The organism is Vibrio sp. OPT24 (genome assembly GCF_015163545.1).
Taxonomy (GTDB): Bacteria; Pseudomonadota; Gammaproteobacteria; order Enterobacterales; family Vibrionaceae; genus Vibrio; species Vibrio cyclitrophicus.
Window position 1 is genome coordinate 205,717 of record NZ_JADDYI010000049.1, and the last position, 24,001, is coordinate 229,717.

The following is a 24,001-nucleotide window of genomic DNA, read 5'->3' on the forward strand; positions in this document are numbered from 1 at the left end:
ACCACACTCTAATTCGAGAGTGTTACGAGAGTTTAATTTGTTAAGTTATCGCCACAGCTTCCACGCAGGCAACCATGCCGACGTAGTAAAGCATATCGTACAGAGCCTTATTCTTAATTCTTTGAAACAGAAGGATAAGCCTTTTGTTTATCATGATACTCACTCTGGTGTAGGTCGTTACGACTTAACGCATGAATGGTCTGAAAAAACGGGCGAATACAAACAAGGTATTGCACGCGTCTGGGAACAAACAGAACTTCCTGAAGACATTCAAAGCTACCTTGAGTCTATCTCAGCACTCAACAATGGCGAAAAACTGCGTTTCTACCCGGGCTCTCCACGTGTTGCCCGCGCGCACCTGCGCGATCAAGACCGCATGGTACTGACCGAGCTTCACCCTGCCGATCACCCTCTGCTTGAGCAAGAGTTCCACCGCGATCGTCAGGTATCTATCTACAAAGAAGATGGCTTCCAACGCTTAAAAGGCAGCCTGCCACCAAAAGAGCGTCGTGGTTTGGTACTTATCGACCCACCTTACGAGCTGGCAAAAGAGTATCGCGATGTGGTGACGGCGATTGCTCAAAGCCATAAGCGCTGGGCAACCGGTATCTACGCAATTTGGTACCCGGTAGTAAACCGCTGTGATATCGAAGACATGATCGAAGGACTTGAAGGCTTAGGTATCAACAAGATTCTACAAATCGAACTTGGCGTATCACCAGATACCAACGAGCGTGGCATGACAGCATCAGGCATGATTGTTATCAACCCGCCTTGGAAGCTAGAAAGCCAAATGAACGAAATTCTTCCATTCTTGAAGGAAGCAATTGCGCCGGCAACCGGTCACTTCAAAGTAGAGTGGATCGTACCCGAATAATCTCGAACTTAACGTCATGATCTGACGAATATTCAGTAGATTGTGACATACACGAATAAATTTTAAACAGGGAGATTGAGTTCAACCGATCTGCCCTCAATATAATAATTAGACAATTTAAGAATCTATAGGACGTAGGTGTTCAGTGCGATCACTGTACCCACAGCCTTCAATAAATGGAGAAAGTAATGGCGACTCATTTTGATTACATCTGTATCGGTGGCGGTTCAGGCGGCATCGCATCAGCAAACCGCGCAGCAATGCACGGTGCAAAGGTTGCACTTATCGAAGCTCAAGACCTTGGTGGTACTTGTGTAAACGTTGGTTGTGTTCCTAAAAAGGTAATGTGGCATGGCGCTCAAGTTGCTGAAGCGATCAACCTGTACTCTGAAGATTACGGCTTCGACGTTGAAGTAAAAGGCTTCAACTGGAGCAAGTTAGTTGAAAACCGCCAAGCATATATTGGTCGTATCCACGAGTCTTACGATCGCGTTTTGGGTAACAACAAAATAAACGTAATCAAAGGCTTTGCTAAGTTTGTTGACGAGAAAACCGTTGAAGTAAACGGTGAACACTACACTGCGGATCACATCCTGATCGCGGTAGGTGGCCGTCCAACAATTCCAAACATCCCAGGCGCAGAATACGGCATCGACTCAAACGGTTTCTTCGATCTGATGGAGCAACCTAAGCGTGTTGCTGTAATCGGCGCAGGCTACATCGCAGTAGAAATCGCAGGCGTACTAAGTGCACTTGGCACAGAAACACATCTGTTCTGCCGTAAAGAATCTCCACTACGTAGCTTTGATCCAATGATCATCGAAACGCTAGTAGAAGTAATGGAAGCAGAAGGTCCAACACTTCACACGCACTCCGTGCCTAAAGAAGTGGTGAAAGAAGCGGACGGTACGCTGACTCTACACCTAGAGAACGGCAACACTCAAAACGTTGACCACTTAATCTGGGCGATCGGTCGCCACCCAGCGACTGACGCTATCAATCTAGCATCTACTGGCGTTGAGACTAACGATCGTGGCTACATCAAGGTAGACGAGTTCCAAGCGACTAACGTTCCTGGCATCTATTGTGTTGGTGACATAATGGAAGGCGGTATCGAGCTAACACCTGTCGCTGTTAAAGCAGGTCGTCAGCTTTCAGAGCGCCTATTCAACGGCCAAACAAACGCGAAGATGGACTACAAGCTAGTTCCTACTGTTGTATTCAGCCACCCGCCTATCGGTACAATTGGTCTAACGACTCAAGAAGCTGAAGAGCAATACGGCAAAGACAACATCAAGGTTTACACGTCGGGCTTCACGGCAATGTACACAGCAGTAACCAAGCACCGTCAACCTTGTAAGATGAAACTAGTATGTGCTGGCGAAGAAGAGACTGTAGTTGGCCTACACGGCATCGGTTTCACTGTTGATGAAATGATTCAAGGCTTCGGCGTTGCAATGAAGATGGGCGCAACCAAAGCAGACTTCGACTCTGTTGTGGCGATTCACCCAACGGGCAGCGAAGAGTTCGTAACGATGAGATAATCAACACTATTTGTTGATATCTCTTAAAAGCAGGCCTTGTGCCTGCTTTTTTTATGTCCACTCTTGAACCTTACCCCTCAACTCCACGTAACACAGATACTGACCTATCTAGAACAGCAATGGAGTTTGTGATGAATCTACTAATTGAATCATTTGAAGGCGGGATCTACTTGGCTTACCAAATTATTGGCGAGCAAAAGCAGTTAATCAAAAACGACCAACAGCACCCAATGAGGTTTTTAAGTGTTAACCAAGCGCGCGACCACTTTAGCGATCGAGGCGTAGCATCGGCAATGTTGGTTCACAACAGTGCCTACGACGAGATGTGTGGTGAGCATTGTGGTAATACCCAACCATTCGAGATTGATTTGAAATGGAGTTGAATCAAATTCAAATCAATCGTGATAAAAATAGAAAGGCTTGCACTAGTGCAAGCCTTTTTCTTTTGGGTCATATTTCTTATCGAGCTGTGCGTTTTTGTCTTCGCTTGATGTTTTGCTCTTTCACAACAAAGTCGAACAATGGTGCGAACAAGTTAGCAAACAAGATAGCGAGCATAATGCCTTCTGGATAAGCAGGATTGAGCACTCGGATGCCGACCGTCATTACACCAATCAAGATCCCGTAAGCCCACTTACTCTGATTGGTAAACGCGGCAGAAACTGGATCGGTTGCCATAAAGAAAGTACCAAAAGCAACACCACCCAACACAAAGTGCCAGTAAAACGGCATCGAGAACATCGAGTTGGTATCAGAGCCGATCCAGTTCATCAAACTAGAGGTCACCACAAGACCGATGATAACCCCGGCAACAATACGCCAAGACGCTATCTTCATGAAAATGAGCATCAACCCCGTAAGCATAATTAATAGCGAAGAAACCTCCCCCATCGATCCTGGAATATTACCGATGAACGCATCCATCCAAGTTATTGTCTCGCCAGTCATGTTGTTGATTAAAGAGGTACTGCCTCCCTCATACCACTGACTGAGTGGTGTCGCCCCTGAATAGCCATCAGCCGCCGCGACCCACACAAGCCCACCCGACATGTTGGCTGGATAAGCAAAATAGAGGAAAGCCCGCCCAGCTAACGCAGGGTTAAGGAAGTTTCGTCCTGTACCACCGAACAACTCTTTAGCAACAACGATACCAAAGGTGATGCCTAATGCGGCTTGCCATAGTGGAATCGTCGGCGGGAGAATTAAGGCAAATAAAACCGAACTCACGAAAAAGCCTTCGTTGACTTCGTGCTTGCGAACAACCGCGAACAGTACCTCCCAAAAACCACCAACGACAAAAACCGTGGCATAAACAGGAAGGAAATAGAGCGCCCCAAAAAACATCTGGCTGCCCCAACCGCTTGCCATTAATGATGGCGCATCACCAAATGCCCAAGACAAGCGCCAACTACTCTCGATAACCGAAGTGAGCTCACTCAGTTGATAGCTGGATGTGAGTGCCGAAACACTCTGATGCCCGACGTTATACATGCCCCAGAACATGGCAGGGAAGGTCGCTAGCCACACCAGAATCATGATTCGTTTGAGATCGATACTATCTCGAACGTGGGTCAACCCTCGGTTTACATTGCCAGGCGTGTAAAATATCGTCGCGAACGCCTCATACACTGGGTAGAGTTTTTCGTACTTACCTCCGGCTTCAAATTGCGGTGCCACATCTTCTAAACGTTTTTTAAAACTCATAATCTCAATCACCTTATTGCTTGAGTTATGGTTTTCTACGCATCAAACGCTCAATTTGAACAACTTTTAGCGATTTTTAATCAAGTTCGTATTCAAGAAACTGACCAACATTCAAGAACAAAACCAATATGAGAAAGTTAGGTTCATAAATAACAAAGCCCCAGCGATAGCTGAGGCTCATTTAGTCTTACTTTAGGTTACTTATTTAACGCACATGACATTAAGCAATGAAGACCCTTTCAATTGGTTTACATTACCATTGGTAAACAGACCCTTCTTGCCTGCCCCCCAATAAGGTAAGTGCATTGGCCAATTCTGTTTTTCCATGACTTTTGAACCCAAAATACTCTGCCACTGTTTTTCAGTCATCAGCTTCATGTTGACCTTATTGCAGACTAATTCAGCGCTACCGTAATCGAGGCGGCTCCAAGGCTTGCCTTGCTCCATATAGAACTGCTGCTGATGGTCTAGGAGGTAAGGAATAGCATATTGGTTGCCCGACACATTGGCTGTCACGCGAATTTCGATTTCTAGATCGTTGTCTGTACTCGCATTACCGCTTGGTAGCGTCTGAATAGCGGCAGCACTCGTTACCGCAGCCGCTTGCTTAACCGCCACAGGTTTCGGCGCAGGTTTAGCTTCTACTTTTACAGGAGCCTTAGGCTTTACAGCTTTTGACTCTGCTGGTTTTGCAACGACAGGCTGTGATGAGGTTTTAGACTTATCAACCATACGAATAAAGGCTTCACCATAACCAGACACCTTGCGTACTTGAGCTAAGTCTTTTCTCGCATCCGAAAATGTAGAGTAAGGACCAATCAAACAACGATAATCGCCACCCTCAGGCTTCATCCATACGTTAGTTGAGATCTTTTCATATAGAGGCTTCGCTCGGTTCAGTGACAAAGGCTTATTTAGCAAACCACATTGAACCCAAAACAGTTCGTTATCTGAATGACGTTTAGGCGCTTTGCTGCCCCATACACCTTTACCGATCGGACATGATTGTTCTAGCTGTGGTAATTGATTGGTGCTTGCTTGAGTGGCATCGCATAGTACCGATTCTGCATTAACTTGGCTCGACACCAGAAGAGATACAGCGATAAGCCCCATACGATAATTTCTCATCACAGCACGACATACAGCATTCATTGTCAATTTCATAACCACCACTTAAACCCTCACGGGTTAATTATTACCGAATCAATGTCGATAAAACATGAATTCCATTTTAAGTATCATTGACACTATCAATAATACTAAGTTCCAGATCCATTAAGCAAAAAAAGAGCCGTAATTGCTTACGGCTCTTAGTTTAGTGACTTTTTTTGCTAAAAATCAAACCGAGCTATCACCCTTTATAAATTTTAGGGTTAAACACGTCACGTAACCAGTCGCCTAGTAGGTTAATAACTAGAACTAATGTTACCAAAAGCACACCAGGAAATGCTGTGATCCACCATGCTCCTGAGAAAATGTAGTTAAAACCAGTACTGATTAGGGCACCCAGTGACGGTTGGTCTACCGGAAGGCCTAAACCTAGGAAAGAAAGTGCCGCTTCTGACATGATGGCATTTGCCACCTGTACCGTAGAGATAACCAAGATCGGTGATAAACAGTTCGGTAGAATATGACGGAACATGATGCGAGGCGCTCTAAAGCCCATCACACGTGCCGCTTCAACATATTCTTTCTTCTTCTCTGCCAATACCGATGCACGAATGGTACGAGCATACTGCGGCCATTCTGCAATACCGATGATCACCACCAGCATAACAACGGCATATTGCGCGTAGAAGTCACTGCCGAAACTTGCCTTAAAGATGGCTGAGACAATGATCGCAACCATCATGGTTGAGAATGAAAGTTGAACATCAGCAAAACGCATCAGGAAGCTATCAATACGACCACCGAAGTAACCCGCAGACAAACCGATAATGATACCGAGAGTCAACTGAAGGCCAACCGCTAAGAAACCAATGGTCAGTGATAAGCGGGAGCCGTAAAGCATAGTCGATAAGATGTCACGACCTTGCTCGTCAGTACCCAGTAAGAAACGTTCTTCACCGTCTTCCATCCAAGATGGTGGCAGTTCTGAATCCATGATATCGATAGACGTCACGTCGTATGGATCGATTGGGGCTAAAATCGGTGCCGCTAATGCCATCACAAGGAAGGCGGCGAAGATGGCGAAGCTGAACATAGCCACTTTATCGCGTAAGAAGTAGTACAGAATGTCTGACTGCTTGAATCGCTCCCAACGAGATGGAGCTGTTGTTGTTTGTTCCATGATTATGCTCCTTTCCCTGTAATGTTCACTGTTGGGTTAATGATGCCGTAAAGCAAATCAACAATGGTGTTCGTTACTACGAAGATCAAGCCAACGAAGATAACGTATGCGGTAATCAATGGTGTATCCACTCGGTTAATCGCTTCAAGGAATAGGAAGCCGGTGCCCGGCCACTGGAATACAGTTTCAGTAAGAATGGTGTAAGCCACCATAGTACCGATTTGAACACCACCTACCGTTAGTACAGGTAACATTGTGTTCTTCAAAGCGTGTTGGTAGTAAATCTTGTTCAGCGCTAGGCCTTTTGCTTTACCAAACTTGATGTATTCAGAACTAAGAACCTCTAGCATTTCAGAACGCACTAGACGAATGAACAGCGGCAGCATGATAGATGCCAAAGCAATACTCGGCAGAACTAAGTGTGCAAGGCCATCTAGTGTTAAGAAGCCAGACTCCCAACCAAACCAGTTTGCAGTCTCACCACGTCCAAATGATGGCAGCCAACCTAGCTCGATAGAGAACACATACATCAGCATGATTGCAGTTAAGAAAACAGGCACAGAGATACCGATACTACTACCGGCCATCACAAGCTTAGTGAAGAAACTTTTTGGGTGTATTGCAGAATAAACGCCTAATGGAATCGACAGACAAACAATGATCAGAGAAGCACCGAACACGAGCTCCAGTGTCGCGACCAGTTTATCTAGAATTACGTCCACAGCAGGGCGTTTAAAGAAATATGAAGTACCAAGATCACCTTGTAGGGCTGCGCCTATAAAGCGAGAGTATTTTGTAACGAAGGGATCATTTAAGCCGAGTTCATCACGTAGCGCTTGACGCTCCGACTCTGAAACAGATTGACCGACTAACTCACGTAACGGGTCGCCCAGGTTATCCTGAATGGCAAACGCCACCAAACTGATCACAAACATCACTATCAGTGCCTGAAACAGGCGCTTGACCAGAAACGTAACCATTCCTTGCCCCTTATCTATCCATGACTATCTAATCGAAATCCGCGATTAGACAACAAAAAAATTCAGTCTTAAAAAAGGTATTTAGCCAGACTGAAGGAAGACCAAATACCGAAACTTAAATCTATATCTTAATAATATTGAGAGCCTGAAAAACTTCAGGCTCTCGATTCTAGCAAGCTAGATTATTTTACAACTAGGTCGCCGAAGTAAGGCATAACCATTGGGTTTACGATGTCTGCAGCACCAACGTTAGACTTCGCGCCCCACGCTTCACTTTGCCAGTGTAGAGGTACGAATACTGCATCGTTGTAAAGTGTTGCTTCAACGCCTTTCAGCATCTTAGAACGCTTAACTGGATCAGTTTCGGTGTTAGAAGCTTCTACAATCGCATCCATTTCTGGGTTTGAGTAGCCAGAACAGTTGTATTGACCACGACCAGTCTCTTCGTTACGAGTCATTGTTAGAAACTCATTGAAGTTCGCTGAATCTTCTGTGTCTGAGTGCCAACCGATCATCATCATGTCTGCTGAACATAGGTCAAACTCAGGCCAGTACTGTGCTTTAGGCATCGTCTTAAGATCAACTTTGATACCAATCTTAGACAGCATTGCCGCAGACGCTTGCGCTACTTTCGCATCGTTCACGTAACGGTTGTTAGGCGCTGCCATAGTTAGTGTAAAGCCATCTTCGTAGCCCGCTTCTTTCATCAGCTCTTTCGCTTTTTTCAGATCGTAACGAGGAACTAAATCTTCGTTGTGACCCGCGTAGCCTGTTGGGCTTTGCTGACCAGCAGCTGTCGCGAAACCTTTCATGATTTTCTTAACAATACCTTCATTGTTAATCGCATGAACGATTGCTTGACGAACACGCACATCTTTCAGTGCTTCGTTGCTGTTTTGGTTCATTTGGAACGTAATGATACGAGTACCAGGTAGCGTTACTAGATCGATATTCTTAGCGTTCTTAACACGCTTGTGATCGTTTGGTGCTACAGGGTGAATCATATCTACATCGCCAGAAAGAAGTGCTGCAACACGCGTTGCGTCTTCTTTGATTGGCACAAGTGTTAGCTTGTCTACGTTACCATCCGTTTCTGTATCCCAGTAATCATTGAAACGCTCGAACGTAACTTTAACGCCTTGCTCACGTTGCGTAACGATGAATGGACCAGTACCTGAAACATTAGTCGAAGCAAACGAATTACCGTGCTTAACTAGTTCAGACTTGTCATTACCTTCAGCTGTTTGGCCTGAGTAGAACTTGCTGTCCATTGGGAAGATGTAAGTTGCTGTTTGTAGTACTAGTGGGTAAGCCGCTTTTGATACTAGCTCAACTGTATAGTCATCCACTTTTACCATTTTCTCGTATGGCGTGAAGATAGACTTAAAGTCTGGAGAAGCTTGTAGACGTTCAAAAGTCCACACAACATCATCAGCTGTCAGTTCGTTACCAGAGTGGAATTTCACACCTTTACGTAGGTTGAAACGGAAAGTCGTTTCATCAACACGCTCCCAGCTAGATGCTAGGCGGCCTTCAAAATCCATCTCTTGTGTAAAACGTACTAGAGGGTCAAACACCATGTGAGACATTTGCAGTGTGCCACCAGACAGCTGCTCGTGCGGATCAAGTGATACTGGGTCAGCTGCGTAGCCAACGGTAATATCTGCTGCTGCTGCACTAAAGCTTAGGCCAGCTGCCATCAAAGCTACTGCTAATTTGCTTTTCATGGTTTTCATTGCATAACTCCTTCATGCGGGAATCCAGATCCCTAGTTGTTGTATTTGCGTCTGTTTATTGTTTTTAGCAAGCTAAACTCCAGCCTGCTGATTTTTATACTGCGGCTTTTGCCACTGCTTTTTCTTCTCTTAAGCCCGTAAACTCAGGCATTAAAGAAATTAGGTGCTTACTGTATTCATGCTGAGGCGATTGGAATAACTGCTCAGTTGGCGCAACTTCCAATAGTTCGCCCATTTGCATCACGCCAACACGATCACACATTTGACGAATAACCGGTAAATCATGACTGATGAACAGCATAGTCAGATTGAGCTCGTCTTGCAGGTCTTTCAATAGATTAAGGATTTGAGCCTGTACTGACACATCCAGCGCCGAGGTAGGTTCATCACAAATCAGAAGACGAGGACGAGTTGCCAGAGCGCGAGCAATAGAGATACGCTGACGTTGGCCACCTGAGAATTCGTGCGGGTACTTAACCCCTGCCATTTGGCCCAAACCAACGTGATCGAGCAGGTCGTTAACGATCTGACGAGTTTCATTTTCGTTGCGAGTTAGCTTATGGAAACGGATAGGTTCAGCAATGATGTCGAATATCTTCATTCGAGGGTTCATTGATGTATACGGATTTTGGAAAACCATCTGCATTTGGCGACGCATAGGGCGACGCTCTTTTTCAGATTTAAGACCGGTAAGGTCAATACCTTCAAAGGTTACCTTGCCTGAGTTCGGTGCGTATAAGCCAGCAATCACACGAGCAATCGTTGATTTACCCGAACCAGATTCACCCACCAAACCAAACGTCTCACCTTCATGCACTTCAAAGCTGACGTTGTTTGACGCTTGAACATATTCACGACGGCTTTCGAAGAATGAATCTTTAGTCGTAAAACGTAAGTTCACGTTTTCAACGTTCAACAAAGGCCCCGTGTAATCACGGTGATCTTGGCTTTGGCCCAACCAGTGGTTTTTCACATCCAGTGGTTCCATCTCGTGTGCTTCTTCGATGTAACTCACTGTAGGGAAACGATCGAGTTTACGATCTGAACGCGGAACCGCTGAAATAAGGCTGTGTGTGTATGGATGCTCAGGAGTGCCAAGGACTTTCGCCGTTGGGCCAAACTCAACCAAATCACCACGATACATCACGGCTACACGATCGGTTACGTTAGATACAACACCCATATCGTGCGTGACCAACATACAACCTACGTTCTTCTTAATACATAGGTCGCGAATCAAACCCAAGATCTGATCTTGGATAGAAACATCCAGTGCGGTTGTTGGTTCATCTGCGATGATTAAGTCAGGTTCACCTGCCAATGCGATCGCGATAACAACACGCTGACGCATACCGCCAGAAAACTGGTGTGGGTACTGCTTTAAACGGTTTTCTGGTTGTGGGATACCCACTTGGTTCATCAAGTCTAGTGAACGCTGGTAGGCTTCTTGATCCGAAACCTTCATGTTGGCATGAATCGTCTCTTTTAACTGCTGTTCTACTGTGAATAGAGGGTTAAGAGAAGTCATTGGGTCTTGGAAGATAAATCCAATCTTTGAGCCGCGAACAGAGCGCATCTGCTCAGGAGATAAACCCGAAACTTTTTCGCCATCCAGAAACACCTCGCCGCTAGCAATACGGCCAGGAGGGCTCAGTAAATCAATAACAGCATTACCCACTGTTGATTTACCTGCACCAGATTCGCCTACAACGCCAACGATCTCACCACGTTCAATGTTGAACGAAAGTGATTTAACTGCGGCGTGAACTCCATGACGAGATGGATATTCGATACGAAGATTTTTTACTTCTAAAAGTGACATTACCAGACCTCTACTGCTTTGGCAGCTTTCTGCCCTGTCTGCAAAATTGAATCCATTCTTACCAGAATATTGTTCTGATATTTTATACGGTTGACAATTTGGCAAATAATTCACAGAAAAGCAACAAAAATAGGATAAAAAGTCGACATTAAACGCCTGGCAAGCAAAAGCACTACATAACTATTCAAAAAAAGAGCATATAGTAATAAAAATCAACATCATACTCATGGTGAGAAATACTCACAAATCCCTTACTACAACTTACTTGTAGACTGAAACCAATCGTTCAAAGCAGATCTCACTATTAGTCATTTAAAACAAATAATTATTCCAAAAAACAATTAACACTATAGAAACAAATGCTGGATTATTTAAATAATACAAATAAAACAACTAGATACATAGTAATAAGCCACACTTTCCACCATCAAGATAAGTGTGATAAATGTAAAGTAGTAAAATAAGAGGCTTATAAAATTAGAGACGATTTTAGGCTATTTAATATGAAGAAATCTGTCAAATATAGACCTTAGAGAGCAAATCTAGGGTTAGATTTCTCTTTTCATAAAAACACTTAGACCAAACCCATTAATTTGTCGAATTATTGAGCAATCAATTTATATAAAATTAGATATAGATCTAATGATTTTATAGAGAAAATATTTATAAAGACGTAATAATTAAAGACATGACAGCATGCTCATTTAATACGAAAGTACATTTTACCAGTACGATCACAGACAACTTTTCGAAATAGGTAAGTTCATAACCTTAAATAGCAGGTTAATGAATAACGGCGCGGCAGGGCTTCCTGCGGACTGGCGATCCAGCCCTCTGGTCTCAAATGATCTAAATTCCAGGCGTAAAAAAGCCCCGTCATTTCTGACGCGGACGGCTAGTTGAGGCTTCTTAAGTGATCGGTGAAGAGACATTCTTTGAACATCAGGTGAAACCCACTTGGGTTCCAATCTAGTGATCTACAGATGAAAAAAAGCTCATCATTTCTGATGAGCTTTCTTAAAGGTGCTCGGTGAAGAAGGATTTGATGCGACTGGGCTTCCAGCCCCCGAATACACCATTATCTTTTCTCCAGATAGAAAAAAAGCTCATCATTTCTGATGAGCTTTCTTAAGGTGGTCGGTGAAGAGGGATTCGAACCCCCGACCCTCTGGTCCCAAACCAGATGCGCTACCAAGCTGCGCTATTCACCGAGATGTTTCGTTTGATTTCTCAAACTGGAAACTTCAAAGAAGCTACCAAAATTAATGGGGTGGCTAACGAGATTCGAACTCGCGACCACCGGAATCACAATCCAGGGCTCTACCAACTGAGCTATAGCCACCACTAATTTTTTATATAACCGCTTAACAAGCGATTATTGAAATAGTGGTCGGTGAAGAGGGATTCGAACCCCCGACCCTCTGGTCCCAAACCAGATGCGCTACCAAGCTGCGCTATTCACCGACTAGTTTTGTATCGATTCTTGGGAAGAATGAATCAACACTGGAAGCCGAAGCTACCGATATTTTGTAAAGAAAAAATGGGGTGGCTAACGAGATTCGAACTCGCGACCACCGGAATCACAATCCAGGGCTCTACCAACTGAGCTATAGCCACCATTGTTTCTTTTTTGCCAATTCTCACTTACCGAAGTAAGAGACCGGATGGCGCGCCTGAAAGGATTCGAACCTTCGGCCTTTGGCTCCGGAGGCCAACGCTCTATCCAGCTGAGCTACAGGCGCATGCCCTGTCGGCGGAGTGGAATAATACGTATATCACCCAATGCCGTCTAGTACTTTTTTAACTTTTTTTTCTGTTTGGTCTCTTTTTCGACAGTTAATATGTGATAAACCCCTTATTTGAGTACTACAACCCGCTACAGCTTATAAGTTGTTGTTTATTGCAACAACTTATCGGGATATAATCACCCATTATTTACATTGGTTTAACAGTTGCTCTTTGCTGCTCAAATCAAAACACCCTTCCAACACTATAAATTGGTAAGCATGTACTTACCTTGGGAATGTAAAGTGAGTTTAATGGATATGTCTCGTCGAATTTTAAGCGTTGTCATCGCAGTTTTAACCTTTTCAACTGGTGCAATGGCTTCAGGCCTAAGCGAAGCAGAGCAAGATGCTATTGCTGAACGCATCAAACCAGTTGGCCAAGTATACCTAGTCGGCAGTGAGCCAGTAGCCGCGGAACCAACAGGCCCTCGTGATGGCGCAGCAGTTTACGGTACCTTTTGTATCGCTTGTCACGCATCTGGCGTAAGTGGCGCACCTAAAAAAGGCGATGCTGGTGATTGGGGTCCTCGTATTGCTCAAGGTCGCGATATTCTAGCGAATCACGCAATCAACGGCTTTAATGCAATGCCTGCGAAAGGTTCATGTATGGACTGTTCAGACGACGAAATCAAAGATGCTATCGAGCACATGATTGCCGGTCTATAATTTACCGATCTGTAATTAAAAATGCCAAATTCAAAAAAGGTGACCTCATGGTCACCTTTTTATTGGTTTTTATATAGTGCTATTAAAGTAGATCATTATTTCTTATTGAACATCGCTCGAATATTCGCAATGTGCGCCTGCCCTTTTTCCATTCTTTCTTCAGCGGATTGAGGCTTCTTAACGCTTTCCCACTCCACATCATCATGCGGCAGTTCATCAAGAAAGCGACTTTGTGTTGGCTTAATCAATTCACCATATTGACGGCGTTCACGACACTTAGTAAAGGTCAGCTCTTTTTGCGCTCGAGTAATCCCTACGTACATAAGACGACGCTCTTCTTCTACGTTGCCTTCATCAACACTGGTTTGGTGCGGTAAAATACCCTCTTCTGCCCCCATCAGGAATACATATGGAAACTCTAGGCCTTTCGATGCATGCAGTGTCATTAATTGAACCTGGTCTGCATCGTCATCATCTTCCCCACGCTCCATCATGTCACGCAGTGTTAAACGTTGCACTACCTCGCGTAGGGTTTTCTCTTCCTTGTCGTAGTTGTCACCTTCAAGATCAGCCACTATCCAACTGTAAAGATCAGAGACGTTCTTCATTCGCATTTCAGCCGCTTTCGGGCTCGCCGAAGTTTCGTACAACCAATCTTCATAGTTAATGTCACGAACCAAAGAACGTACGGCCTCAACCGTATTACCACGCTCTGCATTATCCGAGATACGAACAATCCAGTCACCGAAACGGCGCAAGTTTTCTAGACCACGCCCCGTCAGCGTTTGCTCTAAGCCCATCTCAAAGCTGGCTTCAAACAAGCTCTTACCACGCATATTGGCGTAGCTGCCGAGTTTCTCTAAAGTAACCGGACCAATCTCACGACGTGGCGTGTTCACAATACGTAAAAACGCATTGTCATCATCAGGGTTCACCAACACACGTAAGTAAGCCATGATGTCTTTAATCTCAGCTCTAGCAAAGAAAGACGTACCACCAGAGATCTTGTAAGGCACACGGTTTTGCATCAAGGCTTTTTCAATCAAGCGAGATTGGTGATTACCACGGTAAAGCACTGCGTAATCTTTGTAATCTGTGCGATTCAAAAACTTGTGGGCAATGATCTCACCAGTAATACGTTCGGCTTCGTGCTCTTCATTCTTGGCATTCAAAACCTTGAGCTTTTCACCGTCCGGGATCTCTGAGAACAGTGATTTTTCATAAACATGTGGGTTATTAGCGATCAAGATGTTCGCCGCACGCAAAATTCGACTGGTTGAACGATAGTTTTGCTCTAGTTTGATTAAACGAAGGTTCGGGTAATCCTCACCTAGCAAAACCAAGTTTTGCGGCTTTGCGCCACGCCATGAGTAAATAGATTGGTCATCATCACCTACTACCGTCAGACGACCACGTTCTCCCACCAATAAACGAACCAACTCATATTGACTGGTGTTGGTATCTTGATACTCATCGACCAGTAAATAGCGAATGCGAGACTGCCAGCGCTCACGGACTTCTTGATTAGTTTTCAGTAACAATACCGGCATCGCAATCAGATCATCAAAATCGAGCGCGTTGTATGCCTTCATCTGTTTCTGATACATCTCAAAACAGAATGCAAAAAGCTGTTCTTGTTCGCCTTGAGCTCGTGCTTTGGCCTGATCAGGCGTCAGCATGTCATTCTTCCAATTCGAAATGGTGCTCATTAAAGCGCGTAGTAGATCTTTGTCACCATCGATCTGCCTTTCGGTTAACTCTTTAAGTAAAGCTAACTGGTCCTGATCATCAAACAAAGAAAAGCCAGCTTTTAAACCCAATGCTTTGTATTCGCGGCGAATAATCGTCAAACCCATAGTGTGAAAGGTCGAAACGATCAGACCTTTTGATTCATTTTTACCTAGAGTTTGTCCTACACGCTCTTTCATTTCGCGTGCCGCTTTATTGGTAAAGGTTACCGCTGCAATATTACGAGCTTTGTAGCCACACTCTTGAACCAAGTAAGCAATCTTATTGGTGATAACACGTGTTTTTCCTGAACCAGCGCCTGCTAATACTAAACAGGGGCCAGAAACATACTTCACGGCTTCATCTTGTCTTGGATTCAGTTTCATTTGATTCTCAATTTGGTCTAGAGGGGCGAATTAAATTGCGCGCCTATAATAATGCTGCAATAGCACGAATGCTACGTTCTCTTATACAAGATTTTTACGTCATTTGTGTAAAACTTTGTTGCATAGATGTATGGTTCTTAGGCTATAATGAATGAACGTTCATTCACTGGTGATGGAAAGATGACAACTCATGCACCTCAGGATAAACGCCAACAAATACTTTCTGCTGCTGAAAAGCTCATTGCAGAGGTCGGTTTTCAAGGCCTTTCGATGCAAAAATTAGCCAAAGAAGCAGGGGTAGCTGCAGGCACTATCTATCGCTACTTCGATGATAAAGATCACTTGATCGATGATGTTCGAGTGCTCGTGACTCAACGAGTAGCTGATGCTGTTCAAGAAGGGGTTAATGATTCGGATCCAATTAAGCAACGCTATCGTACTATGTGGTTGAACATATGGAACTTAGCGGGAACGAACTTAGCCGCGATAAAAAATCGGGTTCAGTATGACTCTCTACCTATTACAAATAGCCTAAACTTCAGGGAACTGGAACGTAAAATGTTTGCCCAAGTTGAACTGCTATTTAATGAAGGTAAAGAGCAGGGACTGTTTAAACCGCTTGATAATGAAGTATTAAGCGGCTTGAGCTTAGCGGCTAGTGTCTCTCTAGCGCGAAAGCATTCTTTAGGATTTTACCAACTCGACGAGGCAGCACTAGAAGCTGCAATAGAAGCCAGTTGGGACGCAATAATTAAACACTAGATCGGAGTTTTGACCATAATGAAAAAGTGGACTTTCTTCATGTTATTCATCGCTGTATTGCTTTTTGGCAGCGTTATTGGATTCAACATGTTCAAACAACAAAAAATTGCTGAGTATATGGCCAACCGCCCTGAACCCGAGTTTCCCGTAACGGTAACTGAAGTTCAGCCGATCGACTGGGTTCCCGTAATTGAAGCTATCGGCTTCATCGAACCAAATCAAGGTGTGACACTAGCGAACGAAACCAGCGGTGTTATTGACCAAATTTCTTTCGAATCGGGTACTGATGTTAAGAGTGGTCAGCAACTGGTACGTCTTGATTCTGACGTAGAGAAAGCCAACCTTAAGAGTTCTGAAGCTCGTTTGCCTGCTGCGAAAGCAAAATACAAGCGTTACCAAGGTCTATTCAAGAAAGGCTCTATTTCTAAAGAAGCGTACGATGAAGCAGAAGCAAACTACTTCTCTCTATCTGCTGATATTGAAAGCCTAAAAGCCTCGATCGAACGCCGTGAAATTCGCGCACCTTTTGATGGCAAGGTTGGTATTCGTAACGTATACCTAGGTCAATACCTACAATCGGGTACCGATATCGTTCGTTTAGAAGACACCAGTGTCATGCGCCTACGCTTCACGGTTTCTCAAACCGATATCTCTCGCATTAATGTTGGCCAGGCTATCGACATCTTTGTTGATGCTTACCCAGAAAAACCGTTTGAAGGCTCTATCAGTGCTATTGAACCTGCAGTAAGCATCCAAAGTGGTCTTATCCAAGTTCAAGCGGATATTCCAAACAATGATGGCAAGCTTCGCAGTGGCATGTTCGCTCGCGCTAACATCATTCTTCCTAAACTAGAGAACCAAGTAACCCTGCCGCAAACGGCGATTACTTTCACTCTATACGGTGACAATGTTTACATCCTAACGGAAGAAGACGGCGTTCAACGTGTTGCTCAACATGTTGTGAAAGTTGGTGAACGTACAGCAGATATCGCACATATCCTTGAAGGCGTTAAAGCTGGCGATACGGTTGTAACTTCTGGCCAAGTACGTCTGAGTAACGGTGCCAAAGTTAAGATCGTAGAAAGTGATTCAATCACTCCACCATCTGAAACACCTAAGCTGTAACTGGAGGCCCAATGCGCTTTACTGATGTTTTTATTAAACGTCCAGTTCTAGCGGTATCCATCAGCTTTTTGATTGCGTTGCTTGGCTTACAAGCAATCTTCAAAATGCAGGTGCGTGAATACCCTGAAATGACGAATACCGTCGTAACCGTAACTACGAGTTACTACGGTGCAAGTGCCGATCTTATCCAAGGCTTTATCACCCAGCCCCTCGAGCAGGCTGTGGCCCAAGCGGATAACATCGACTATATGACTTCTTCTTCTGTACTCGGTAGCTCGACGATTACCGTGAACATGAAGTTGAACACAGACCCGAATGCGGCGCTGTCTGACATACTGGCCAAGACTAACTCGGTACGTTCTCAGCTTCCTAAAGAAGCCGAAGATCCAACCGTAACTATGTCTACCGGTTCAACAACGGCGGTACTCTACATTGGTTTTACCAGTGATGAGTTGGTGTCGAGCCAAATTACCGACTATCTAGAGCGAGTAATCAACCCGCAACTATTTACGGTAAATGGCGTATCTAAAGTTGACCTATATGGTGGTATGAAATACGCACTACGCGTGTGGCTAGACCCAGCTAAAATGGCAGCAGTAAACCTTACCGCAACTGACGTAATGGCGGTATTGGATGCGAATAACTACCAATCGGCGACAGGTCAAGCAACAGGTGAGTTTGTTCTTTATAACGGCAGTGCCGACACGCAAGTTTCGAACACTGAAGAGCTAGAGAACTTAGTCGTTAGAAGTGGTGAAGGTGAGATTATTCGCCTGTCTGACATCGCTAAGGTTTCTCTAGAGAAAAGCCACGATATTTACCGTGCAAGTGCCAACGGCCAAGAAGCGGTAGTTGCAGCAATTAATGCAGCACCAAGTGCAAACCCAATCAACATTGCCGCTGATGTACTTGAACTTCTCCCTCAGTTAGAGAAGAACTTGCCAAGTAACATTTCCATGAACGTGATGTATGACTCGACAATTGCGATTAACGAATCGATTCAAGAGGTTATAAAAACCATCCTTGAAGCTGCATTAATCGTATTGATCGTAATTACTCTGTTCTTAGGTTCGTTCCGTGCTGTACTGATCCCTATCGTTACTATCCCACTATCTTTGATTGGTGTGGCAATGGTAATGCAGGCAATGGGCTTCTCTTGGAACCTGATGACACTACTGGCAATGGTGCTCGCCATCGGTCTGGTGGTAGATGATGCGATCGTGGTACTGGAAAACGTCGACCGACATATTAAGCTCGGGGAGTCACCTTTCCGTGCTGCGATCATCGGTACTCGTGAAATTGCGGTTCCTGTTATCGCAATGACCCTAACGCTAGGCGCAGTATACGCTCCAATCGCGATGATGGGTGGTATCACGGGCTCACTATTTAAAGAGTTTGCATTAACTCTAGCGGGTTCTGTTTTTGTATCAGGTATCGTGGCACTAACACTATCACCAATGATGTGTTCTAAAATGCTAAAAGCTCATGCTGAGCCAAGCAAGTTTGAACAGAAAGTACATAGCGTACTGGATGGCATGACGAACCGTTATGAGCGCATGCTTAGCGCGGTAATGAACCATCGCCCAGTATTCATTGGCTTTGCGGTGATCGTATTTGCAAGCTTACCAATGCTATTTAAGTTCATCCCAAGTGAGTTAGCACCTTCAGAAGATAAAGGTGTGATCATGTTGATGGGTACGGCGCCGTCGAACGCGAACTTAGACTTCATGCAAAATACCATGAACGACGTAAATAAGGTTCTGTCTGATCAGCCAGAAGTAGCTTACGCGCAGGTGTTCACAGGTGTTCCTAATGCAAACCAAGCGTTTGGTATTGCATCTATGGTGCCTTGGAGTGAGCGTGAAGCAAGTCAATCTGACGTAGCAACCCGCGTTGGTAGTTTGGTGAAAGATGTTCCTGGAATGGCAGTTACTGCATTCCAAATGCCAGAGCTACCAGGTGCAGGTTCAGGTCTTCCAATTCAGTTTGTTATCACAACGCCAAACAGTTTTGAGAGCCTGTTCCAAATCACCACTGATATCTTGACTGATGTAGCGACAAACCCGCTGTTCGTATACTCGGATCTCGATCTGAACTATGACTCAGCAACGATGAAAGTACACATCGACAAAGACAAAGCGGGCGCATACGGCGTGACCATGCAAGATATCGGTATCACGCTTGGTACCATGATGTCAGATGGCTACGTAAACCGTATCGACTTGAATGGTCGTTCTTACGAGGTTATCCCTCAAGTTGAACGTAAATTCCGTTTGAACCCAGAATCGATGAATAACTACTACGTACGTGCTGCGGACGGTAATGCTGTACCACTTGGCAGTTTGATTACGATTGATGTTGTGGCAGAGCCTCGTTCTCTTCCTCACTTCAACCAATTGAACTCAGCTACGATTGGTGCGGTACCTGCTCCAGGCGCTGCAATGGGTGATGCAATTGCGTGGTTTGAAGACACGGCGGCGAATAAGCTACCAAGTGGCTATAACCACGATTACATGGGTGAAGCACGTCAATACGTAACTGAAGGTAGCGCGCTTTACGCGACCTTTGGTTTAGCACTGGCTATCATCTTCTTGGTACTGGCGATTCAATTCGAATCTCTTAAAGATCCATTGGTTATCATGGTATCTGTGCCACTTGCGATCTGTGGTGCCCTAATCGCTCTGGCTTGGGGTGCGGCAACGATGAATATCTACTCACAAGTAGGTTTAATCACCTTGGTCGGCCTGATTACCAAGCACGGTATCTTGATCTGTGAAGTTGCAAAAGAGGAACAGTTGCATCATCACAAGACTCGTATTGAAGCAGTAATGGAAGCTGCGAAGGTTCGTCTTCGTCCGATTCTAATGACAACAGCTGCGATGATCGCCGGCCTAATCCCACTGATGTACGCAAGTGGTGCGGGTGCGGCTCAGCGCTTTAGTATTGGTATCGTAATCGTAGCTGGTCTGGCGATTGGTACTATCTTCACGCTATTTGTACTGCCAGTGATTTACAGCTACTTGGCTGAAAAACACAAACCTCTACCTGTATTTGTTGAAGACAAAGACCTAGAAAAGCTAGCTCGCGTCGATGAAGCAAAAGCAGCACACAGAGAATTAGCTGATAATAAGTAATCGCTAAGTCGTATTAACAATAAAAAGGCTACTTCGGTGGCCTTTTTTTATACGCCATAGGCGACATCTCAAGTGTGATTAAATAGAATAGTGGTAAATATTCAGGAGTTTTAATTGATATGTTTGATCCAAAAAAACTAGAGCAGATTGCTAAGCAGATTCACGATTCTATGCCTCAACCAGTAAAAGAGCTTGGTTCAGACGTAGATCAAAAAGTTCGCCAGGTTATCCAAGGCCAACTAAACAAGCTAGACGTTGTGAGCCGTGAAGAATTTGATGTTCAAACACAAGTACTGCTTCGCACTCGCCAGAAGCTAACTGAAATGGAACAAAAGCTAGCTGATTTAGAAGCAAAGCTTTCAGACAAATAATAGCTCGTTTCCATCAGTTCAAGTTCGAATAAAGGCTTACCTTCGGGTAAGCCTTTATTTTTCCTCGACCTATCAAAACTTTACAAGCAAATAGTTGCGGGCATAAAAAAGCCCCGAACAAATGTTCAGGGCTATCTTTATCCAGTTATGAGCAGAAGATTAACCGCCTACAGCGATACGCTTCATGTCGCTCATGTAGCTACGTAGCTCTTCACCAATGTATTCTACAGGGTGGTTACGAATAGCTTCGTTTACTTCAATTAGCTTAGCGTTATCAACTTGGTTAGATGTTTCACCTAGACCACGGCCAATTACGTCTGTTGCAACTGAAGGCATGAACTTCTCACGTAGTAGCGGTGTTGCTACGTTAGCGAATAGGTAGTTACCGTACTCAGCAGTATCAGAAATTACAACGTTCATTTCGTAAAGACGCTTACGAGCAACCGTGTTTGCAATTAGTGGAAGCTCATGTAGAGATTCGTAGTAAGCAGACTCGTCGATGATGCCTGATGCCGTCATAGCTTCGAATGCTAGCTCAACACCGGCACGAACCATAGCAACCATTAGGATACCGTTGTCGAAATACTCTTGCTCTGAGATTTCTACGTCAGAAGCTGGGTAATTTTCGAATGCCGTTTCGCCTGTCTCTTCACGCCAGCCTAGTAGGTTCACGTCATCGTTCGCCCAGTCGGCCATCATTGTGCTAGAGAAGTGACCAGAGATGATGTCATCCATGTGCTTGTTGTAAAGCGGGCGCATTAGGTCTTTAAGCTCTTCAGAAAGCTCAAACGCTTTAACTTTAGCTGGGTTAGATAGACGGTCCATCATGTGAGTTACGCCACCAAACTTCAGTGCTTCAGTGATCGTTTCCCAACCGTATTGTAGAAGTTTGCCTGCGTAGCCCGGTTCGATGCCATCAGCAATCATCTTCTCGTACGATACGATAGAACCTGCTTGTAGCATGCCACAAAGGATAGTTTGCTCGCCCATAAGGTCAGATTTAACTTCCGCTACGAAAGAAGACTCTAGGCAACCAGCACGGTGACCACCAGTACCTGCTGCCCAAGCTTTAGCGATATCCCAACCTTCGCCCTTAGGGTCGTTTTCTGGGTGAACAGCGATCAGTGTTGGAACACCAAAGCCACGCTTGTACTCTTCACGTACTTCAGAACCAGGACATTTAGGTGCAACCATTACAACCGTAAGATCATCACGTAGTTGCATGCCTTCTTCAACAACGTTAAAACCGTGAGAGTAACCAAGAGCAGCACCTTGCTTCATTAGAGGCATTACTGTTTCAACAACGTTTGTGTGTTGCTTATCAGGAGTAAGGTTGATTACTAGGTCTGCTTGAGGGATTAGCGTTTCGTAGCTACCCACAACAAAGCCGTTTTCATCAGCATTTTTGAATGATTGACGCTTTTCATCTATTGCTGCTTGGCGTAGAGCGTAAGATACGTCTAGACCAGAATCACGCATGTTTAGACCTTGGTTTAGGCCTTGAGCACCACAACCAACAATTACGATTTTCTTACCTTCAAGATACTCAGCTTCTGTCGCGAATTCTTCACGATCCATAAAGCGGCAACGACCCAATTGGTCAAGTTGTTCACGAAGGTTTAATGTATTGAAATAGTTAGCCATTCTAGGGCACTCCTTTAAAAATAAGTCCGTAAGGTCGATATCTCTCTATCGAATGACTTCATACTAAAACAGACACTCCGTTGCTGAAAGTGATATATTCACAATTAGTTATTGCAATAAATGCAACATGGAAACGATCGCAGAACATGAACATAAAATCTCTACAATTATTTATACATTTATGTGATAGCAAGAGTTTCAGCAAAACCGCTGCTGCTATGCACGTCAGTCCTTCAGCGCTGAGTCGTCAGGTACAAAAACTAGAAGAGGAGACGGGGCAAGAATTGCTTATCAGAGACAACCGCAGCGTTGATCTCACCCCAGCAGGCAAACACCTATTACCTGTTGCATTGAGCATTGTTGGAGAGTGGCAGCAATATAACCTTCATCTAAAGGGTGGAGAGCAGGAACTTAAAGGAGAAATTCGTATATTTTGCTCAGTAACGGCTAGTTATAGTCATCTTCCTGAGCTAATAACTGAATTCAGGGCAATTCATCCCTATATTGAATTCAAGCTATCTACTGGTGACCCAGCCCAATCCATCGATAAAATATTGAATGATGAGGCGGATATCGCGATCTCAGCGAAGCCAGATATCCTGCCTTCAAGGTTAGAGTTCGAGACCATCAGCGATATTCCACTGTCAGTCATCATTCCATCTGGCGTGAGTAGCTTTAGCCAGCAACTGCAATCAGATAAGCCCAACTGGAATGAAGTACCCTTTATCATCCCGGAAGCAGGGACAGCCCGAGAACGTGCAAACGCATGGTTCAAAAAGATGAAGATAAAGCCGAACATTTATGCTCAAGTTTCAGGGCATGAAGCGATCGTCAGTATGGTTGCTCTTGGTTGTGGAGTGGGTATTGCACCAGATGTCGTCATCAACAACAGTCCTGTACGAGACAAAGTAGACCGCTTAAAGATAGAGCCAATCAAACCATTTGAGTTAGGTGTGTGTTGTAAGCGCTCTCAGCTAGATAACCCTCTAATAAGAGCATTCTGGCAAGTTGCAGAGGGCAAATATTTAACAGACTAGCAATAATAAGGTTCAAGTAAACAAAAAGAGAAGGGCACGTCAGTGCTCTTCTCTTTTTGTTTATATTACATATAAGAAAAAAGCCCGCTGATTTCTCAGCGGGCTTTTCAATGGTGGTGGAGGGATAGGGATTTGAACCCTAGAACCGCTATTAACGGTTGCCGGTTTTCAAGACCGGTGCTTTCGACCACTCAGCCATCCCTCCAACAAATTGTCATCAATAGATTAGTACACTAATGATGTTGTTAATTGCTAATGCAAGTAACGATACCTTTTGTCTTCACTTTTAAAAAAGTGAAAATAAATTTGGAGCCTGGCGATGTCCTACTCTCACATGGGGAAGCCCCACACTACCATCGGCGCTATTGTGTTTCACTTCTGAGTTCGGCATGGAATCAGGTGGGTCCA

The 24,001-nt window shown here is 44.5% G+C and carries 17 protein-coding genes, 6 tRNA genes and 1 rRNA gene; 9 read left to right on the top strand and 15 right to left on the bottom strand.

The genetic code is table 11. The features are described from left to right. Positions 1-37 precede the first annotated feature (37 nt). The 3 genes from IQO02_RS13680 (at position 38) to IQO02_RS13690 (ending at position 2,804) form a co-directional block, all read left to right on the top strand. The gene (locus IQO02_RS13680) at positions 38-877 is read left to right on the top strand and encodes a 23S rRNA (adenine(2030)-N(6))-methyltransferase RlmJ (RefSeq protein WP_010433428.1); all 840 of its coding nucleotides are present in this window, start codon (positions 38-40) and stop codon (positions 875-877) included. Between the two features lie 188 nt (positions 878-1,065). Continuing rightward, positions 1,066-2,421 carry a glutathione-disulfide reductase gene (gene gorA, locus IQO02_RS13685; protein ID WP_010433426.1) on the top strand — a complete coding sequence of 452 codons (1,356 nt, stop codon included), beginning with the start codon at positions 1,066-1,068 and terminating at the stop codon, positions 2,419-2,421. Positions 2,422-2,552: 131 nt separating this feature from the next. After that, positions 2,553-2,804, top strand: a complete 252-nt coding sequence (locus tag IQO02_RS13690) for a DUF6482 family protein (protein WP_065107183.1) — start codon at positions 2,553-2,555, stop codon at positions 2,802-2,804. Positions 2,805-2,880: 76 nt separating this feature from the next. Here the strand turns inward: IQO02_RS13690 and IQO02_RS13695 are convergent, their stop codons facing one another. The 11 genes from IQO02_RS13695 to IQO02_RS13745 all read right to left on the bottom strand — a co-directional run bounded on the left by IQO02_RS13695 (position 2,881) and on the right by IQO02_RS13745 (position 12,695). Then, positions 2,881-4,125 (bottom strand): NADH:ubiquinone reductase (Na(+)-transporting) subunit B, encoded by a 1,245-nt coding sequence (locus IQO02_RS13695; protein WP_010433422.1) that lies wholly within the window; start codon positions 4,123-4,125, stop codon positions 2,881-2,883. 201 nt (positions 4,126-4,326) lie between these two features. Then, entirely contained in the window at positions 4,327-5,289 is a 963-nt protein-coding gene (locus IQO02_RS13700) for an SPOR domain-containing protein (RefSeq protein ID WP_016784110.1), read from the bottom strand. A gap of 187 nt (positions 5,290-5,476) precedes the next feature. Then, positions 5,477-6,415, bottom strand: coding sequence for an ABC transporter permease (locus IQO02_RS13705; RefSeq protein ID WP_010433417.1), 939 nt, complete (start codon positions 6,413-6,415; stop codon positions 5,477-5,479). Positions 6,416-6,417: 2 nt separating this feature from the next. After that, the gene (locus tag IQO02_RS13710; RefSeq protein WP_010433413.1) at positions 6,418-7,395 is read right to left on the bottom strand and encodes an ABC transporter permease; all 978 of its coding nucleotides are present in this window, start codon (positions 7,393-7,395) and stop codon (positions 6,418-6,420) included. Positions 7,396-7,577: 182 nt separating this feature from the next. Beyond that, complete coding sequence (locus IQO02_RS13715; protein ID WP_016768241.1) at positions 7,578-9,131, bottom strand: ABC transporter substrate-binding protein; 1,554 nt, start codon at positions 9,129-9,131, stop codon at positions 7,578-7,580. A gap of 94 nt (positions 9,132-9,225) precedes the next feature. Further along, the gene (locus tag IQO02_RS13720) at positions 9,226-10,953 is read right to left on the bottom strand and encodes a dipeptide ABC transporter ATP-binding protein (RefSeq protein ID WP_010433407.1); all 1,728 of its coding nucleotides are present in this window, start codon (positions 10,951-10,953) and stop codon (positions 9,226-9,228) included. A 1,134-nt stretch (positions 10,954-12,087) separates the two neighbouring features. Further along, positions 12,088-12,164: transfer RNA gene (locus IQO02_RS13725), tRNA-Pro, on the bottom strand. A gap of 55 nt (positions 12,165-12,219) precedes the next feature. Continuing rightward, positions 12,220-12,295 (bottom strand) — tRNA-His (locus IQO02_RS13730). A 45-nt stretch (positions 12,296-12,340) separates the two neighbouring features. Then, positions 12,341-12,417 (bottom strand) — tRNA-Pro (locus IQO02_RS13735). A 77-nt stretch (positions 12,418-12,494) separates the two neighbouring features. After that, positions 12,495-12,570 (bottom strand) — tRNA-His (locus IQO02_RS13740). A gap of 48 nt (positions 12,571-12,618) precedes the next feature. Then, positions 12,619-12,695, bottom strand: a tRNA-Arg gene (locus IQO02_RS13745). A gap of 297 nt (positions 12,696-12,992) precedes the next feature. Between IQO02_RS13745 and IQO02_RS13750 the strand changes: the two genes are divergently transcribed. Then, entirely contained in the window at positions 12,993-13,406 is a 414-nt protein-coding gene (locus IQO02_RS13750) for a c-type cytochrome (RefSeq protein ID WP_010433405.1), read from the top strand. 95 nt (positions 13,407-13,501) lie between these two features. On the opposite strand, the gene rep is transcribed toward IQO02_RS13750, so the two are convergent. Then, positions 13,502-15,520: a DNA helicase Rep gene (gene rep, locus IQO02_RS13755; RefSeq protein WP_010433402.1), complete on the bottom strand. Its 2,019-nt coding sequence runs from the start codon at positions 15,518-15,520 to the stop codon at positions 13,502-13,504. 180 nt (positions 15,521-15,700) lie between these two features. Here rep and IQO02_RS13760 point away from each other — a divergent pair, with 180 nt between their 5' ends. The 4 genes from IQO02_RS13760 (at position 15,701) to ubiK (ending at position 20,912) form a co-directional block, all read left to right on the top strand. Further along, the gene (locus IQO02_RS13760; RefSeq protein WP_010433399.1) at positions 15,701-16,282 is read left to right on the top strand and encodes a TetR/AcrR family transcriptional regulator; all 582 of its coding nucleotides are present in this window, start codon (positions 15,701-15,703) and stop codon (positions 16,280-16,282) included. A gap of 18 nt (positions 16,283-16,300) precedes the next feature. After that, positions 16,301-17,407 (top strand): efflux RND transporter periplasmic adaptor subunit, encoded by a 1,107-nt coding sequence (locus tag IQO02_RS13765; protein WP_010433397.1) that lies wholly within the window; start codon positions 16,301-16,303, stop codon positions 17,405-17,407. An 11-nt stretch (positions 17,408-17,418) separates the two neighbouring features. Further along, positions 17,419-20,541 (top strand): multidrug efflux RND transporter permease subunit, encoded by a 3,123-nt coding sequence (locus IQO02_RS13770; RefSeq protein ID WP_010433396.1) that lies wholly within the window; start codon positions 17,419-17,421, stop codon positions 20,539-20,541. A 119-nt stretch (positions 20,542-20,660) separates the two neighbouring features. Further along, positions 20,661-20,912, top strand: a complete 252-nt coding sequence (gene ubiK, locus IQO02_RS13775; protein ID WP_010433394.1) for a ubiquinone biosynthesis accessory factor UbiK — start codon at positions 20,661-20,663, stop codon at positions 20,910-20,912. A 159-nt stretch (positions 20,913-21,071) separates the two neighbouring features. Here ubiK and ilvC read toward each other — a convergent pair whose 3' ends face one another. Continuing rightward, complete coding sequence (ilvC, locus tag IQO02_RS13780; protein ID WP_010433392.1) at positions 21,072-22,556, bottom strand: ketol-acid reductoisomerase; 1,485 nt, start codon at positions 22,554-22,556, stop codon at positions 21,072-21,074. A 146-nt stretch (positions 22,557-22,702) separates the two neighbouring features. Here ilvC and ilvY point away from each other — a divergent pair, with 146 nt between their 5' ends. Then, on the top strand, positions 22,703-23,593 hold the full coding sequence (gene ilvY / locus IQO02_RS13785; protein WP_010433390.1) for an HTH-type transcriptional activator IlvY: 891 nt from the start codon (positions 22,703-22,705) through the stop codon (positions 23,591-23,593). A 114-nt stretch (positions 23,594-23,707) separates the two neighbouring features. Here ilvY and IQO02_RS13790 read toward each other — a convergent pair. Together IQO02_RS13790 and rrf are read right to left on the bottom strand one after the other, a co-directional pair. Then, positions 23,708-23,798 (bottom strand) — tRNA-Ser (locus IQO02_RS13790). Between the two features lie 106 nt (positions 23,799-23,904). Then, a 5S ribosomal RNA gene (gene rrf, locus IQO02_RS13795) occupies positions 23,905-24,001 on the bottom strand; the annotation flags it as partial.

Coding starts and splice junctions, on each gene's coding strand:
- gorA (WP_010433426.1), top strand. CDS start 1,066: ATGGCGACTCATTTTGATTACATCTGTATCGGTGGCGGTTCAGGCGGC.
- IQO02_RS13690 (WP_065107183.1), top strand. CDS start 2,553: ATGAATCTACTAATTGAATCATTTGAAGGCGGGATCTACTTGGCTTAC.
- IQO02_RS13695 (WP_010433422.1), bottom strand. CDS start 4,125: ATGAGTTTTAAAAAACGTTTAGAAGATGTGGCACCGCAATTTGAAGCC.
- IQO02_RS13700 (WP_016784110.1), bottom strand. CDS start 5,289: ATGAAATTGACAATGAATGCTGTATGTCGTGCTGTGATGAGAAATTAT.
- IQO02_RS13705 (WP_010433417.1), bottom strand. CDS start 6,415: ATGGAACAAACAACAACAGCTCCATCTCGTTGGGAGCGATTCAAGCAG.
- IQO02_RS13710 (WP_010433413.1), bottom strand. CDS start 7,395: ATGGTTACGTTTCTGGTCAAGCGCCTGTTTCAGGCACTGATAGTGATG.
- IQO02_RS13715 (WP_016768241.1), bottom strand. CDS start 9,131: ATGAAAACCATGAAAAGCAAATTAGCAGTAGCTTTGATGGCAGCTGGC.
- IQO02_RS13720 (WP_010433407.1), bottom strand. CDS start 10,953: ATGTCACTTTTAGAAGTAAAAAATCTTCGTATCGAATATCCATCTCGT.
- IQO02_RS13750 (WP_010433405.1), top strand. CDS start 12,993: ATGGATATGTCTCGTCGAATTTTAAGCGTTGTCATCGCAGTTTTAACC.
- rep (WP_010433402.1), bottom strand. CDS start 15,520: ATGAAACTGAATCCAAGACAAGATGAAGCCGTGAAGTATGTTTCTGGC.
- IQO02_RS13760 (WP_010433399.1), top strand. CDS start 15,701: ATGACAACTCATGCACCTCAGGATAAACGCCAACAAATACTTTCTGCT.
- IQO02_RS13765 (WP_010433397.1), top strand. CDS start 16,301: ATGAAAAAGTGGACTTTCTTCATGTTATTCATCGCTGTATTGCTTTTT.
- IQO02_RS13770 (WP_010433396.1), top strand. CDS start 17,419: ATGCGCTTTACTGATGTTTTTATTAAACGTCCAGTTCTAGCGGTATCC.
- ubiK (WP_010433394.1), top strand. CDS start 20,661: ATGTTTGATCCAAAAAAACTAGAGCAGATTGCTAAGCAGATTCACGAT.
- ilvC (WP_010433392.1), bottom strand. CDS start 22,556: ATGGCTAACTATTTCAATACATTAAACCTTCGTGAACAACTTGACCAA.
- ilvY (WP_010433390.1), top strand. CDS start 22,703: ATGAACATAAAATCTCTACAATTATTTATACATTTATGTGATAGCAAG.